This is a genomic window from Ruminococcus sp., from assembly GCF_019417665.1.
In the GTDB taxonomy this organism is placed as follows: Bacteria; Bacillota; Clostridia; order Oscillospirales; family Ruminococcaceae; genus Ruminococcus_C.
This window is the reverse complement of record NZ_DXUU01000003.1, coordinates 68,668-83,280: the sequence shown is the minus strand read 5'-3', so window position 1 is coordinate 83,280 and position 14,613 is coordinate 68,668. Positions and strand designations below refer to the sequence as shown.

At 48.7% G+C, this 14,613-nt stretch carries 11 protein-coding genes; 8 read left to right on the top strand and 3 right to left on the bottom strand.

Features of this window, described 5'->3' with window-relative positions:
• Window positions 1-76: 76 nt before the first annotated feature.
• Together QZ375_RS01615 and QZ375_RS01610 are read left to right on the top strand one after the other, a co-directional pair.
• Complete coding sequence (locus tag QZ375_RS01615; RefSeq protein WP_295214254.1) at window positions 77-754, top strand: response regulator transcription factor; 678 nt, start codon at window positions 77-79, stop codon at window positions 752-754.
• Window positions 751-2,424: an ATP-binding protein gene (locus tag QZ375_RS01610; RefSeq protein WP_295214252.1), complete on the top strand. Its 1,674-nt coding sequence runs from the start codon at window positions 751-753 to the stop codon at window positions 2,422-2,424. Before QZ375_RS01615 ends, QZ375_RS01610 begins: the two co-directional genes overlap by 4 nt.
• Window positions 2,425-2,458: 34 nt before the next feature.
• On the opposite strand, the gene QZ375_RS01605 is transcribed toward QZ375_RS01610, so the two are convergent.
• Complete coding sequence (locus tag QZ375_RS01605; protein WP_295214250.1) at window positions 2,459-2,767, bottom strand: helix-turn-helix transcriptional regulator; 309 nt, start codon at window positions 2,765-2,767, stop codon at window positions 2,459-2,461.
• Between the two features lie 183 nt (window positions 2,768-2,950).
• Here QZ375_RS01605 and QZ375_RS01600 point away from each other — a divergent pair, with 183 nt between their 5' ends.
• Window positions 2,951-3,415, top strand: coding sequence for an SLOG family protein (locus QZ375_RS01600; protein ID WP_295214248.1), 465 nt, complete (start codon window positions 2,951-2,953; stop codon window positions 3,413-3,415).
• Between the two features lie 255 nt (window positions 3,416-3,670).
• Window positions 3,671-4,036 carry a DUF3783 domain-containing protein gene (locus tag QZ375_RS01595; protein ID WP_295214246.1) on the top strand — a complete coding sequence of 122 codons (366 nt, stop codon included), beginning with the start codon at window positions 3,671-3,673 and terminating at the stop codon, window positions 4,034-4,036.
• Window positions 4,037-4,100: 64 nt separating this feature from the next.
• On the opposite strand, the gene QZ375_RS01590 is transcribed toward QZ375_RS01595, so the two are convergent.
• Window positions 4,101-6,011, bottom strand: coding sequence for an endo-1,4-beta-xylanase (locus QZ375_RS01590; RefSeq protein ID WP_295214244.1), 1,911 nt, complete (start codon window positions 6,009-6,011; stop codon window positions 4,101-4,103).
• 105 nt (window positions 6,012-6,116) lie between these two features.
• Window positions 6,117-8,915, bottom strand: a complete 2,799-nt coding sequence (locus QZ375_RS01585) for a glycoside hydrolase family 2 TIM barrel-domain containing protein (protein ID WP_295214241.1) — start codon at window positions 8,913-8,915, stop codon at window positions 6,117-6,119.
• A gap of 332 nt (window positions 8,916-9,247) precedes the next feature.
• Between QZ375_RS01585 and QZ375_RS01580 the strand changes: the two genes are divergently transcribed.
• From QZ375_RS01580 to QZ375_RS01565, 4 genes are read left to right on the top strand one after another with little or no spacing between them, the layout of a single operon-like run.
• Window positions 9,248-10,675, top strand: a complete 1,428-nt coding sequence (locus QZ375_RS01580) for an efflux RND transporter periplasmic adaptor subunit (RefSeq protein WP_295214239.1) — start codon at window positions 9,248-9,250, stop codon at window positions 10,673-10,675.
• On the top strand, window positions 10,665-11,375 hold the full coding sequence (locus tag QZ375_RS01575) for an ABC transporter ATP-binding protein (RefSeq protein ID WP_295214236.1): 711 nt from the start codon (window positions 10,665-10,667) through the stop codon (window positions 11,373-11,375). Before QZ375_RS01580 ends, QZ375_RS01575 begins: the two co-directional genes overlap by 11 nt.
• Window positions 11,372-13,132 carry a hypothetical protein gene (locus QZ375_RS01570; RefSeq protein ID WP_295214233.1) on the top strand — a complete coding sequence of 587 codons (1,761 nt, stop codon included), beginning with the start codon at window positions 11,372-11,374 and terminating at the stop codon, window positions 13,130-13,132. The genes QZ375_RS01575 and QZ375_RS01570 overlap by 4 nt, the downstream gene beginning before the upstream one ends.
• 15 nt (window positions 13,133-13,147) lie before the next feature.
• Window positions 13,148-14,413, top strand: coding sequence for an ABC transporter permease (locus QZ375_RS01565; RefSeq protein WP_295214230.1), 1,266 nt, complete (start codon window positions 13,148-13,150; stop codon window positions 14,411-14,413).
• Window positions 14,414-14,613 lie beyond the last annotated feature (200 nt).

The following is a 14,613-nucleotide window of genomic DNA, read 5'->3' as shown; positions in this document are numbered from 1 at the left end:
AACAGGGTAAGAAAGGAACATCCGTGTGACGTTCCTTTTTGTATTATCGGGAACGGAACGCAGGAAAGGCGGTAATATGATTTATTTGGTAGAAGATGATGACAGCATCCGGGAGTTAGTGATCTATACATTGCGCAGTACCGGTATGGAGGCCCAGGGGTTTGCGCTGCCTTCTGCGTTTTGGAATGCCATGGCGGCGCAAAAGCCTGAACTGGTACTTCTGGATATTATGCTGCCCGAAGAGGATGGTCTGGAAATTTTGAAAAAGATCCGCAGGGAAAAAGCTACCCGGGAATTGCCTGTCATTATGCTGACGGCAAAGGGAACAGAATATGACCAGGTAGTGGGACTGGATTGCGGCGCAGATGATTATGTGCCAAAGCCCTTTGGCATGATGGCGCTTGTGGCACGTATTAAGGCGGTTATGCGCCGGACGGAGAAGCCTACGGAAGAAAAAATTCTGTATTTGGGAGAATTGACCGTAAATTCCACACGCCATGTGGTACAGGTTGCCGGTGAAACGGTGAATCTGACTCTGAAGGAATTTGAACTGCTGTGCCTGTTGCTGGAAAATCCGGGAGTGGTCTTTACCCGGGATCAGCTGCTGAACCAGATCTGGGGCTATTCCTTTGACGGAGAGAGCCGTACCGTAGATGTGCATGTACGCCACCTGCGGCAGAAGCTGGGGGAATGCGGCAAATATATTGAAACTGTCAGAGGTATCGGCTATCGCTCAGGAGATGGAACAACATGACCAAGAAGATTTTTCTCTCCACCATTACTGTGGTAGTATCCGTGCTGATGCTGAGTATGGCGCTGATCACTGGTGTGCTGTACGAACACTTCGAAAAGCTGCTTCTGGAACAGATGGCGACAACTGCATCCTTTGTGATCCAGGGAGTGGAGGATGAGGGGATTTCCTACTTCGACGCATTAGAGGAAAAGGACTGCCGTATTACATGGATTGCCCCGGATGGCACAGTGCTCTATGATAACTGCTATGATGCGGAGAAAATGGAAAATCATGCTGACCGGGAAGAAGTGAGGCAGGCAATGGAAGGCGAATCCGGCACCAGCATTCGGAGATCCTCCACCTTGTCAGAGCATACCATTTATTATGCAGTACGTGTCAGAGACGGTTCAGTGGTGCGTATCTCCAAAGCGCAGAGTTCGGTGCTCTTTCTCATGGGCGGAATGCTGTCGCCTTTTTTCTTTATTTTGCTGGCGGCGTGCATTCTCTCCGGGCTTTTGTCTTATCGAGTATCCAAAAAAATCGTGCGTCCCTTCAGTGAGATTGATCTGAAGCATCCGGAGCAGGTGGAGACCTATGAGGAACTTTCCCCTTTTCTCCAGCGTATTGCAGCCCAGAACCGGGAAATTGATGCAAAAATGGAGGAAATCCGAAAGCAGCAGCAAGAATTTTCCATGATCACAGAGAATATGAGCGAGGGGCTGTTTGTGGTAGACCGCAATTATCAGATTCTTTCGTATAACAAAAGTGCTATGCGGATCTTCGGGATACATTCGGATGAAACACATCTGAATCTTCTGGCGGTAAATCGCAGTGAAAGTTTTCGGACGGCAGTGGACAGCGCACTGCGGGGACGGCACTCACAGCAGACGCTGGAACTGGACGGCAGAGTGTATCAGATCCTAGCCAATGCGGTGTGTCAGCCGGATACAGGGCAGGATCTGGTGGGGGCAGTAATTCTTGTTCTGGATATTACGGAAAAGGAGGAACAGGAGCAGTATCGCCGGGAGTTTACGGCGAATGTTTCCCATGAGTTGAAAACGCCGCTGACTTCCATTTCCGGCATTGCAGAGATCATCCGGAACGGCATTGTGCGGCAGGAGGATATTCCCCATTTTGCCGGGAAGATATACGACGAATCTCAGCGTCTGATCACGCTGATCGGTGATATTATAAAACTGTCTCAGCTGGACGAGGATCAGGTGCCGTTGGAACGGGAACAGGTAGATTTGCTGGATATTGCCCGAGATGCGTTGCAGCAGCTTGCTCCTGTGGCAAAGAAAAACAGTGTGACCTTTGTCATCAATGGTACTCATGGCCTTGTATTTGGTGTGCGGCAGGTACTGTCGGAAATGGTCTATAATCTGTGCGAAAACGCTGTGAAGTACAATCATCCAGGTGGGCGTGTCTATGTCAGCGTAAAGCAGACGACAGATTCTGTGGAATTGACGGTGAAGGACACTGGCATTGGTATTCCCATGGCAGAGCAGGGACGTGTCTTTGAGCGGTTTTATCGGGTGGATAAGAGCCATTCCAAGGCTGTCGGCGGCACTGGACTGGGCTTGTCTATTGTGAAGCACGGCGCCGCACTGCATCATGCGGCTATTGAGATGGATAGTGAAATGGGAAAGGGCACGGAGATCAGATTGACGTTTCCCAAACGCCAGAGGTAATGGAAAAGGGACTGTTGTGTTTACAACGGTCCCTTTATTTTGTCAGACGATCAATCAGGTTCAGAACCAGTAAAAGGTCGTCATCGTTTAGTTGTTTTATTCCGTCCAGCGCCTTTTGTATCAGTTCTGGACTGGATAGATTTTCATCAAAAAATTCCGCCGGTGTGATTTCAAAATACTCACAGATGGCAAAGAGCTCGGATAGAGGCGGCAGGGATTTTCCAGAAGATATATTATAAATGTAACCCCGGCTATGCCCCAAGTCATAACTCATCTGGTATTCTGAAACATTCTTTTTCAAGCGAAGCTGCGTAATTCTGTTTCTGACAAACTCTTCATACACGGTTATCAAGCTCCTTTTCTATATCATACATGAAAAAGAACTTTGTATACTCCAAATATTTATGTTATTTTATATTGAATTGTTCTGAGAAATATGTTATAATCAAGTTGTAGTAGTGATAAAGCAAAAAAATATTATAGATAACTACTGAAATTTGATATTGATATATTTGGAGGAAAAAATATGAGATTTTGCATGGTCACTGGAAAAGCATCGTCTGAATTGTCGTTCGGTATAGATGCGGAAAAATCGGAATATGACGAGATAAAATTACGATTGAGAGATGCGATAAAACAACTGGTATTGCAAGGCGTGGAGGGCTTTTTATGCAGCTGTGAATATGGTATTCCGCTATGGACGGCTGAAATAATATTAGAGTTAAAGAAAAATCGGGATTTATTTTTGTGTATTGTAATGCCATATGAAGAACAGGCAACGAATTGGAGTGAGGAGATTCGAGATCGGTTTTTTGCCATACATGAATTTGCAGATCAAGTTGTCATGCTGCAAACACAATACTCTGATATATGTTATTTTCGTGCGGATATGTATATGCTAGACCATGCAGATATATTGCTTACAGATGACGAAGAAAGCATAATCACTAGAGAAGCAAGGCGGAGAGAGATTGGTGTTGTAATGTTTTAAGGTATGGAACGATGTGATGTGGGCAGCACGCTTCATACGAATTCCTCAAATTACAATAGGTAAATTTGCGGTATTATCCTAGATTGACAAAATTTTTCTTGTAATTTTATCTATTTCCACTTAAGAAATTCGTATTACAAAACACGTATATTTGATGCTTGTATTTTCTGTTTTCATTGCGTATATATTTTCTCTGGACATTCTTTCAAATCTATGCTATAATAATGCAGACAAACTACCACAAGGAGAATGATCATGGAAAAACTGCTTCTCATCGGACTGCCCGACCCCGGGATAGTGGAACAAATCGCCGCAAAACTCCGTTTCCGCACCATCATTGTCCCACCGGAACAATATTCCCGAAGCCTGGGCAGCCTTGCCGGCTATGCCAACGTCAGTGTTTCCACGGATGCAGCCGCAGATACGACACTGCCGAGGACAGGGATGCTGGTCATGTGCGGGCTGAAAAATAACCGCATCGACCGTCTGCTGGAAACTTTGCGGACAGCTGGGCAGGTGATCCCATATAAGGCAGTGCTGACCCAGACCAATCGCAATTGGAACGCCTTTCAGCTGGCGCATGAGCTGGAACGGGAACGGCGTGCCATGGCAGAAAAATGAAATGAAAAAAGCACGGTTCATCTTTTCAGAAAAACCGTGCTTTTTGTGCTATAAAGGTTAGTTTTTATTCACCAAGCAGAAATCGCAGCAGTGCCACTGCATCCGGTGTGCCGAACATGCCGTCCTGAGTCATATCCAGAGCAGCAAATTCTGCGTCAGTGACTACTGTAGTCGTTGTAAATGAGATCAGCTGCTGCCGCATAAGCGATAAGTCAAAGCCGTTCAGTTTGCTGTCTCTGTTGACATCTCCCGGAATGACTTCCAGTTGAGACGTTGTTGTGGTTGTTGTTTCCGAAGTGCTGGTGGTCGTGCTAGTAGTCGTGGTGACCGGAACTTCCAGACCATCAATGATGGAATAGTATGCCGGCTTTGCAGTAAAGTCTTCGTTGAACAGCAGCGGATACCTGGAAGCACGCCAACTCTTGTCGTCTGTTGTGCCCCAGAATACTACGGCAGAAACGCTGTCCTTATATTCTATAATGGCATCCATGATGTCGCTGTAATACTGCGCCTGTGCTTTGAATCCGGTTTCAGTATTGTCGTTTACTGTTGCATCCAGTTCGGTAACCTGGATATCCAGACCGGTTTCTGCGAATTTTGCAAGGGCTTTTTTATAGGCACTGGCAGAAGGGAACGCATCGCTGCCAGATCTGACATCCAGATGTGACTGCATACCGATACCGTCGATGAGTCCTTTTTCCTTCAGATCCATTGCCATATCATAGATGGCCTGTGTCTTGCCGGGCATATATTCGTTGAAGTCGTTGTAATAGAGCTTGCAGCCCTCCGGCGCATACTTTCTGGCATATTCAAATGCCGGTTCGATAAAAGAATTGTCCCCGAAGATCTGTACCCACAGAGAGTTATTTGAACTGTCTGCCTGTGTACCTGCCGGACGATGGCTGCCGTCATCCAGCCAGCACTCATTCACAACGTCCCATGCGTAGAAATCTACAGTGGGATATTCTGTCTTTACAGCGGTGAAAACATTCTTGATATAGTTTTCCAGACGTTCCAGCATGACTTCCTTGGAAACCCAGTCGCCGTCATCAGCGAAGCCCTCTTTGAAGAACCAGTCCGGTGTCTGTTGATGCCATACGAGAACGTGACCTCTTACGGAAATGTTATTGTCCCGGCAGAAGTCCAGAATGGATCTGGCGCTTGCCAGATTGACCTGGGGATCGGTGTTGCTGCCTGTTGCCAGGGTAGCCGCCTGATCCAGAATGGCATCCGGTTTCAGCTCGTTGCCCAGAGTAACGCTGTTGAAATGCTTCAGGATCAGATCCTTTGCAGACTGGGGTGCAAGTTCTGATGTAGTAACTGCGGTGCCCACTTTGAAATAATCTGCATAAGCGTCTTTCAGGGATGTGATGTCCTCTTGGATTTTGTAGACTGGTGCAGTGCGGATCTCGAAGTCATCTATATAGAGATTTGCCTGGTCGTTGCACTCAAAGTAGAGGTATACCTTTGTGACATTTTCCGGAATGCTGAACTTGATCTTGGAAAATTCGCTCCAGTCGCTGCCTTCATTTGCAACAGAACTGAGATTGTTATAGTGGCGTTCGCCGGCTGCATCGGTGTATTCCATACTCAATTTAATGGAGTTGTACCATGCAGCTTTGACATATGCACTGACGGTGTATTCCACGCCCACCTTCAGCATATCATCCAGCAGGATCTGAGGACCATTCCAGTTCTTTGCTCTGTCGCTGATGCACATGGAATAAGAACCGCTATGCGCTTGCTCGGTTGTGGCAGCAATGGTTTCCACGCCGCCTCTGCCTGTAAAGGCATCCACTGCGCCGTCCTCAAAGTCTGCGGCAAACATGACGGTAGTACCGTCCTCTTCCTCCGCAGCACTGACAATGGAAGATTCTGATTGGGTAGATAGCACACCTGCCGTTGGAACTGCTGCACCCAACAGCACTGTGCTCAGCAGACCCGCCAGAATCCGTTTTCCTAACATTGATTTCATAAACCTGTCCTCCCAAAAAGCATAAATACACATATATTTTATCACATTACGGAGAAGATGTCAACCAATTGCACAAAAATATATCAGTGAAACTGTCTGATATTTTTATTTGAAGATTTGCTGCAGCTGTTCCGCTGTCATTTCTTGTTCCGGCTGGAACGCATCAGAAGCTGCATACGCCAAAAGGCTCTTTGCGAACCAACGTACTTCTGGACGTGTGGCAATACTGGAAAGCCGGCTGGTGCAGACTAGCAGACTGCCGCTGCCCACCTTTGCCTCCCAGACAATACCCAGCTTGTGGTTGCGTTCGAAGTTGTCGATCATCTGCACGATGGGTGTGAATCCCTCCGGTGTTTCGTCCAGAATGGCACAGTCTGCGTTGCTCACAATGTCATACCACTGCGGCGTACTGTATTCTTGTGTGGGGAATTGCTCCAGTGCCGGGTGATCCGCCTGAATGCACAGTCCCATCGTCCCCACGGCAACCGGCTTGTTCATCCAGTTGCAGATGTCACGGAACATGGGATAACACCAGAAATCCGTGCAGTAAAAGCCCGGAATGGACTGGGCTGTTTCTTTGGGCAGGTAGAGGACACGACCGCCATTTTTCAGCTGCGACAGAGCTTCTTCCAGATTTTCTGTGACGCAGAGATCTTTCCGACTTTCCAGTGAAGGCATTCCGATGGCAGGATAGAGCATCAGGTCATAGGCGTTGCATACATCTGTATCGGTAATAGACAGGATCAGGTGCATCCGCAGGGGATGTGCCGTTTCCTCCGGCATCCGACAGAAAATACTGCCCACCTCGATCAGTCCGACAGATTCTGCGGTAATGGGGAAGCTGCCCTCGCCCAGCGTCTCGCCGTTTTCTGTTACCAGCAGCCATTCTGCGGTACAGTGCTGCGGCAGAGTGGGGAGTGTCGTGCGCAGAGAAACCTTTGCTACAAACATTTCACCAGTAATGCACACGTAGGATGGGAATTGTGCCAGGAGCACACAGTCAGAGCAGAACATGCGCCATTCTTCCGGTGTGATCAGTCCCTTGCTCTCCATGAAAGCGTCCAGCATTCCCACCAGTGCCGTGCCCTGTCCGCTGAAATCCTGTAAGTCCAACAGCTGGAATCCTGCTATATACTGGGAACGCATTGCCGCTTCGATCTCCTCTTTGTAACATGCTGCCGCCAGTGCGCCGCTGCACCGGAAGAAATCATCTGCCTGGGCAAGCATTCCCTTTGCCACCAGGCGTTCCCGGAATATCTCGAAATTTCGTGCTTTTAATGGGCCGGTGTACTTTTCGATCTCATTGAAATCAGGGTATACCTCATACTGTCCGATCTCGTGGCTGATAACGGGCTTTGTAGGGATCAGACCGCCGTCAGATTTACTGACTTTGACTTTCTTCACGCCAGTGCCATATTGGATCTCGATTTCCTGTACATCATCTGCTGCAGTATCCTTTGTTTGTTTCGGAAAAATGATGTCGTCGTAATTGTGCATAGTACAGGGTCTGTCTGTCTGTACATGTCCCAGAGGCGCATCGCACATACCATAGGAACCACGGATGAGCCGTTCCTTGCTCAGACGGACGCCCACATAGTAATCATCTTCCGGCAGGATCATGGGGAAGTGCTGGAAGTTGTTGCAGCCCTGTGTGTAAAGATGCCGATCGTCCAAGGATTTGTAATGCCGCAGGATCTCTCCGATGCGCTCCGGGCTGCCCCAAAGCTCGTTACCCAAGGAGAACATGACAAATGAGGGATGATTACCGAAGGTTTCCAGCATTTTGTCACCCAGTTCAATGAGGTATTGCTGTTCAGTTTCGTTATGATTTTCATCTGTTTTTGCGGTGATCGTGCCCCAGAACGGCAGTTCCGGCTCCATGTAAATGCCCAGAATATCTGCTGCTGTAAATGCAGCATCCGGGGGACAGCAGGTGTGGAATCGATAGTGGTTGATGCCATAGTCCTTGGCAACTTGCAGAATGCGAATCCATTCGTTTACATCGGTGGGCGCATAGCCGGTTCTGGGGAAGATCATGCCGTCGTGTTTTCCTCGGAGCATGGTGGGCTGACCATTGATGGTAAAGCGATTGCCGTCGGCGCAGAATTGCCGCAGTCCGAAACTGAGCGTTCCAACATCATGGCCATTTACCCGATAGGTCATAAGATATAGGGCGGGGCTGTATTCACTCCATGCATAGACCGTTTCTCCCAGGGGAATGGTAATAGACGCCTTTCCTGTTTCGTCTGCTGTGATCTGTGCCTGGAAGGGCGGAATGCGGTCTTCTTCGTTTTCCTCGCAAGTAATACCGTCTGCGGAGAACACGGCGCTTTTTGCACCGTGAAGCTGCATGGTCAATGTAACATTTTTCTTCTCCAGATTGGGGTATGCCTGAATATGATCTGTATAGACCTCTGGAAATACCTCCAGTTTGATCTCGCCGGTAATGCCGTTCCAATTGGATTGGGTGTCCGGCGAAGTCAGATGACCGCCCTTTGTGGGATAGCCTGTATTTTCTACCAGAATCGTAATGTCTACCAGTGGTTTTGTCACATATTCGGAAATATCGTAAACATGGGGTGTGCACAGACTGTCGCAGGAACCCACGCACTTGCCGTTGATCCAAAGGGTGGTCAGACGGGTACGCTCCAGGGTCAGTTTCATGGGCATCCCTAGTTGTTCAGGGCGAACATAGATAGTTTTGTGGAACCATGCTTGTCCTTCAAAGGCGTAGGAATCTGTGAGAAAGCCAGTTTCCCGATTGAGATTGGGTGTGCCTTTTTTGGCAAGGGAGGTTGTGCCTGGCAGGGAAATGGTGTCGTCAAAGGCAGAGGGGCAGATGCCCTTTGCCATCTGTGCCATGGAAAAATCCCAGACACCGGTTAAATCATACATTGTCAGCATATTGCAGCAATCCTTTCGATAAAAATAAGAACCTGTCCAGATGGGAGATAGGACAAATTTTAAAAGGGCATTTCAACTAAGATTAGTTTACCATGTCCGCTAGATTCTGTCAAGAAAAACAAGTTATTCTGTTGGTGATCGCCGGTACATTGTGACAACAAAACTTTGTACGGTAGCGCTCTGGATTTTTCTGATAAAAACAGGTTGACATTCCGTGCAGACTGTGCTATACTGTAACTATGGTGTTGTGTGATAAATGCAACAGCTAAAACAGTTATAGAGAAAACCATGGCAATACAGCAATGTAACATGCTGCATCGGGAGGAAGGAATATGGGAAAATCCAGAAAAATTATCATAGGGACTGTTGCCGGAGTAACGGCGGCGGCTGTTGCGGCAGGTGTCGGCGGTGTCATGCTGTGGCGGCATTTCCGTACGGACGGCGATTCTGACGGGTTGGCATATGTGTGTCAGGTGTCAGAAGTAAACACTGCTGTTGTCTCAATTTCTGATATGCGCTTTTCGGGAGTGGTAGAGCCTCAGGAGACCAAGGAGATCAAGACAGATCTATCCAAGACCATTTCAGATGTTGCCGTTCAGGAGGGAGCGCATGTAGAGGCGGGCGATCCGCTTTTTACATATGATGTGGAATCCATGCAGCTGGAACTTGCTCAGGGCAATGTGGAGATCGAACGGATGGAAAATGAGATCACTGCCAGCAAGCAGCAGATCACCCAGTTGGAGAGCGAAAAGAAATCCGCCAGTGCAGATGATAAGCTGACTTATACTACACAGATCCAGTCTTTGGAAACAGATATTGCTAAGACAGAATATGATATCAAGACCAAGAAGATCGAACTGGAAAAGCTGCAAAATACCATTAACAATGCTACAGTCACCGCTGAAATTGCCGGGACAGTGCAGTCGCTTAAGACAGTGGAACAACTCCAGACAGACGGTACGGATGTGCTCATGAAGATCACATCGGATGGGGAATTCCGTGTGAAATGTACAGCCAGCGAGCAGAATATGTACATGCTGTACACAGATGAGCCGGTCACAGTACAGTCCCGGATCGACGACACTTCCTGGAATGGTACCATCTCCGAGATCGGCTCTGAACCGGAGACCAACCAGAATGACATGAATTACTACGATGGCAGCGACGACACAACTGCATCCAAGTATCCCTTTTATGTGACCCTGGAATCCAGCGAGGGACTTATGCTGGGACAGCATCTTTTGGTGTCACCGAGTATGGGAGATACTGTGGAAAAGGACGGTATCTGGCTGTATTCTGATTATGTTTTGACAGATGAGGACGGCAAAAGCTATGTTTGGGCAACCGATTCGAGAGATCGTCTGGAAAAGCGTGAGGTCGAACTGGGACAGAGCGATGAGATGATGGGTGACTGCGAAGTAGTCAGCGGTCTGTCGGAAGACGACTGCATTGCCTATCCCTCTGATAATCTGGAAGCGGGAATGCGCACTACCACAAATATTGATGATGTTCCCATGGAGGAAGAGGGGGATCTTGCCGATGATGGCATGATATACGACGAAAACGGTGAAGCGATAGACGATGGCGTGGTATACGATGAAAACGGTGAAGTGATAGACGATGGTATGATGAATGATGAAAACGGTGAAGTGATAGACGATGGTATGATGAATGACGAAAACGGCGAAGTGATAGATGAGACATACAGTGAAATTGCCGACGGTGATACAGGGGAAGGCGGTGCGGCAGATGGTACTTGAGCTGCATGATATTTGTAAGTCCTATTTGCAGGGAAAAGAACCTGTTCCCGTGCTGCATCACATCCATCTGGCGGTGAAAGAAGGAGAATATCTGGCGATCATGGGGCCTTCCGGGTCAGGAAAATCCACGCTCATGAATATTATCGGTCTGCTGGATCAGCAGACAAGCGGTTCCTATTCTTTTGACGGTCAGGATATGGCGCAGTGCAATGACAACCAGCTGTCTGTGATCCGCAATGAGAAGATCGGATTCGTGTTCCAGAATTTTAATCTGCTGCCGAGACAATCGGTGCTGGAAAATGTCGCATTGCCGCTGCTTTATGCCGGTGTACGCAAGAAAGATCGGCTTGTTCGTGCCAAGGAAATGCTGGCACGGGTGGGTCTGGAGGATCGTGTTCAGTTCAAGCCCACCCAACTCTCCGGCGGTCAGAAACAGCGTGTGGCAATTGCACGTGCCATGGTGAGTCATCCCAGACTGCTGCTGGCAGATGAGCCTACTGGTGCACTGGATACCCGTTCCGGGGAGCAGATCATGGGACTTTTTGAACAGCTTCACCAAGAGGGCGTTACCATTGTCATGATCACCCACGAACCGGAAATTGCACAGCATGCCGAACGGATCGTGACCATCCGTGACGGAAAGCTGGAACAGGGCGGTTTTCAGGAAACCATGTCGGAACAGGAGGATGATGCATCATGACAAAGGGAAAAAAGATCCTGACCGCTGTCATCTGTCTGGCAGTGCTGGCAGGAGGCGGCACCGGCGGAACGCTGTTCTATCGGTCGAAACAGGCGGAAAAGCATAAGGTGGATGTGATCCCAGTGTCCAATCTTATGGATCATTATTGGGGCGATGAGATCTCCATGGACGGCACAGTCATTTCCGGCGATGTGCAGAATGTGGTGCTTTCCAGCGATCAACTGATCGAAAAGGTATTGGTGAAAGAGGGCGATACTGTCACTGTGGGAACACCGCTTCTGGAATATGACATGACCGCAGTGGCGCTGGATGCTGCTCAGAAAAAGACTAGCCTTGCAGTAGCGGAGGATAATGTCCGCCAGGCGAAGAAAGAACTGGAGCGCATCAAAAAGCTGAAGCCCTCGGAGGAAGCACCTGCAACGCCGATCTATCCTGAAACGCCGGATGATCCCGGCAATTGGGAGGAGCCGGATGCGCCGGCAAATACATTGTCAGAAGTTTCAAATCTGACACAGGCTGCCGCCGGAACAGGTACTCAGACAGATCCTTATCAGTTCGCTTGTACAGGGCAAACTGTGGTGAAACAGGCTGTTCTGGCGCAGATCCTGGATACAAAAAGCTGTGCGGTTTTTGTGGTTTATGATGAGACTGGTATGAGCCTTTACGCATGGCTGGTGCGTGGAGATACCCTCTCCGGCATGACCCTGGCAGATTGGACACTGGGCGAACAGGTCAACGTGACAGAGGACGGCGGTGTCCAGATCCGGGGTGGCGGCACATGGTACGGCACCATTCAGGTGGGCGGTACATTCACATATGATCCGGCGGCAGAGCCGGAAGTACCAACTCAGCCGGATACGACAGCGCCGACAGAGCCATCCGATACAGTACCGGACAATACAGAAACGACACTCACGGAAACAGTTCCGGAAACAACGCCTGCGGCAGAACCTACTGCAATGATCCGCCCCATGGCATCTGTTACACTTCTGGCAAGTACCGGGGATTCGGAGAACTATATGTATTCCCGTGCGCAGCTGAAACAGAAGATCGCAGAGCAGGAAATCGAGATCCAATCTTTGGAAATCGCACAGAAAAAGGCACAGATCGAATATGACAGTGCAGCGGAAAAAGAGGAAAGTGCACAGGAACTGTCCAAGATCAACGGTGTTGTCACAAAGGTGGCAGAGTCGGTGGAATCTCTGGAACAGAATGAGCCGTACCTGGTAGTGCAGGGCAGCGGCGGCGTTATGGTACAAGGCGGCGTCAGCGAAATGAATCTGGATAAGTTGACAATAGGGTCGCTGATCAGCGTCACTTCCTGGGATACCGGGGAAATGATTACCGCAGAGGTGACGGAGATCGACACCACACCGATTTCCTATAACTCTCAGAATTATGGGGAAAATCCCAATAACAGCATGTATCCTTTCCGGGCAACTGTGACAGATGCCACAACGCTTTCCGTGGGCAGCTATGTGAGTCTGAGCTTCACCGGTGAAACAGATAGCGAACATTTTTATCTTCCGGTCAGCTATGTGCGCCAGGAAAATGGGCAATATTATGTCATGCGGGAGTCTGAAGATCACAAGTTGGAAAAACAGTTCATCCAGACGGGAAAGATCATCTATGGCGGTTATTCCATCGAGATCCTTTCCGGACTCAGCGAAACGGATAAAATTTGTTTCCCATATGGAAAATATGTCGCAGAGGGTGCATCTGTGCAGGAAAACGGCAGCAGTGCCGCATATGATTAAAGGAGGGGCGGCAATATGCTGGAAAATATACGCTTATCATTACAGGGAATCCTTTCCCACAAGGTGCGTTCCATTCTGACAATGCTGGGTATCATTATCGGCATTGCGGCGATCATTGCTATCGTCTCCACCATCAAGGGAACCAATGAACAGATCAAGAACAACCTCATCGGTGCAGGTAATAACACTGTGGACATACAGCTGTATCAGGGAGAAAGCCCTTATGATTTCAGCTATCAGGGCGTGCCGGACGGAGTGCCGGTAGTATCCGACAGTACCCGGGCAGAAATTGCTGCTCTGGACGAGGTAGAGTCTGTTTCTTTTTATCGCACACGTTCCTACTGCGAAAATGTGTACTATCGGAACATGCCTTTTAATGGTGCTATGTTCGGTATTGATGAAGCCTATTTTGACACAGCCGGATATCAGATCCAGCAGGGGCGTGGATTTACGGAAAAGGAGTATGCAGACAATCGCAAAGTAGTGATCCTGGACAATACGGCGGTAAAGAGTCTCTTCTCTTCGGAAAATCCAATTGGCGAGACTGTTGACATTGGCGGCGAACCTTTTACCATTGTGGGAATTGCAGTGGAGAGCAGTACTTTTGAACCGGTCATCAACTCCGAGGAGGACTACTGGACATATATGGGTTCTTCCGGCGGAAAGATGTTTATTCCCAGCCAGTCCTGGCCCATCGCATACCGGTTTGACGAGCCGGAAAACTGTCTGGCGAAGGCAGTGGATACGGATAGTATGCCATCGGTGGGGAAAAAGGCAGCCGATCTGTTGAATGCAGCTTTGCAGACTGGTGCAGGCGGTGAAAGTGAAATGCAGATCCAGTATCAGAGCGAGGATCTGTTGGGACAGGCAAAGTCCTTGCAGGATCTCAGTTCGTCTACGAATACCATGCTCATTGCGATTGCCAGCATTTCCCTGCTGGTAGGCGGCATCGGCGTAATGAACATCATGCTGGTCTCCGTCACAGAACGTACCCGTGAGATCGGTCTGAAAAAGGCAATTGGTGCGAAAAAAGGACGCATTCTGGCGCAGTTTTTGACAGAAGCGTCTGTGCTCACCAGCATAGGCGGCGTGATTGGTATCGGCATCGGTATTGTGCTGGCGCAGGTGATCTCTAAAATTGCATCTGTTCCTGTGGCGATCAGTTCTCTGTCCGTTGTGGTCTCCGTGGTATTTTCCATGGCAGTGGGCATTGTGTTTGGTCTGATCCCATCCATCAAGGCGGCGAATCTGAATCCCATTGATGCGCTGCGGTACGAGTGATTTTCTTAATATGGAAAAAATCCCGGAAGGTGTTGCTGCACTTCTCCGGGATTTGTTATATACTATTATAATTATTATAATACATCTGCGAGAACGGCTGGCTGTATCGCTGGGCATTTTTGGAGCAGGGAAAGAGGCATAGTGTTATGTGTTTTTACACGACAAAAATTGAGATTTAGAAAAGTTGCACAAAAACGGCG

Bases quoted from the DNA above. Each gene is read 5' to 3' on its own strand.
- QZ375_RS01615 (WP_295214254.1), top strand. From the start codon at position 77: ATGATTTATTTGGTAGAAGATGATGACAGCATCCGGGAGTTAGTGATC.
- QZ375_RS01610 (WP_295214252.1), top strand. From the start codon at position 751: ATGACCAAGAAGATTTTTCTCTCCACCATTACTGTGGTAGTATCCGTG.
- QZ375_RS01600 (WP_295214248.1), top strand. From the start codon at position 2,951: ATGAGATTTTGCATGGTCACTGGAAAAGCATCGTCTGAATTGTCGTTC.
- QZ375_RS01595 (WP_295214246.1), top strand. From the start codon at position 3,671: ATGGAAAAACTGCTTCTCATCGGACTGCCCGACCCCGGGATAGTGGAA.
- QZ375_RS01590 (WP_295214244.1), bottom strand. From the start codon at position 6,011: ATGAAATCAATGTTAGGAAAACGGATTCTGGCGGGTCTGCTGAGCACA.
- QZ375_RS01585 (WP_295214241.1), bottom strand. From the start codon at position 8,915: ATGCTGACAATGTATGATTTAACCGGTGTCTGGGATTTTTCCATGGCA.
- QZ375_RS01580 (WP_295214239.1), top strand. From the start codon at position 9,248: ATGGGAAAATCCAGAAAAATTATCATAGGGACTGTTGCCGGAGTAACG.
- QZ375_RS01575 (WP_295214236.1), top strand. From the start codon at position 10,665: ATGGTACTTGAGCTGCATGATATTTGTAAGTCCTATTTGCAGGGAAAA.
- QZ375_RS01570 (WP_295214233.1), top strand. From the start codon at position 11,372: ATGACAAAGGGAAAAAAGATCCTGACCGCTGTCATCTGTCTGGCAGTG.
- QZ375_RS01565 (WP_295214230.1), top strand. From the start codon at position 13,148: ATGCTGGAAAATATACGCTTATCATTACAGGGAATCCTTTCCCACAAG.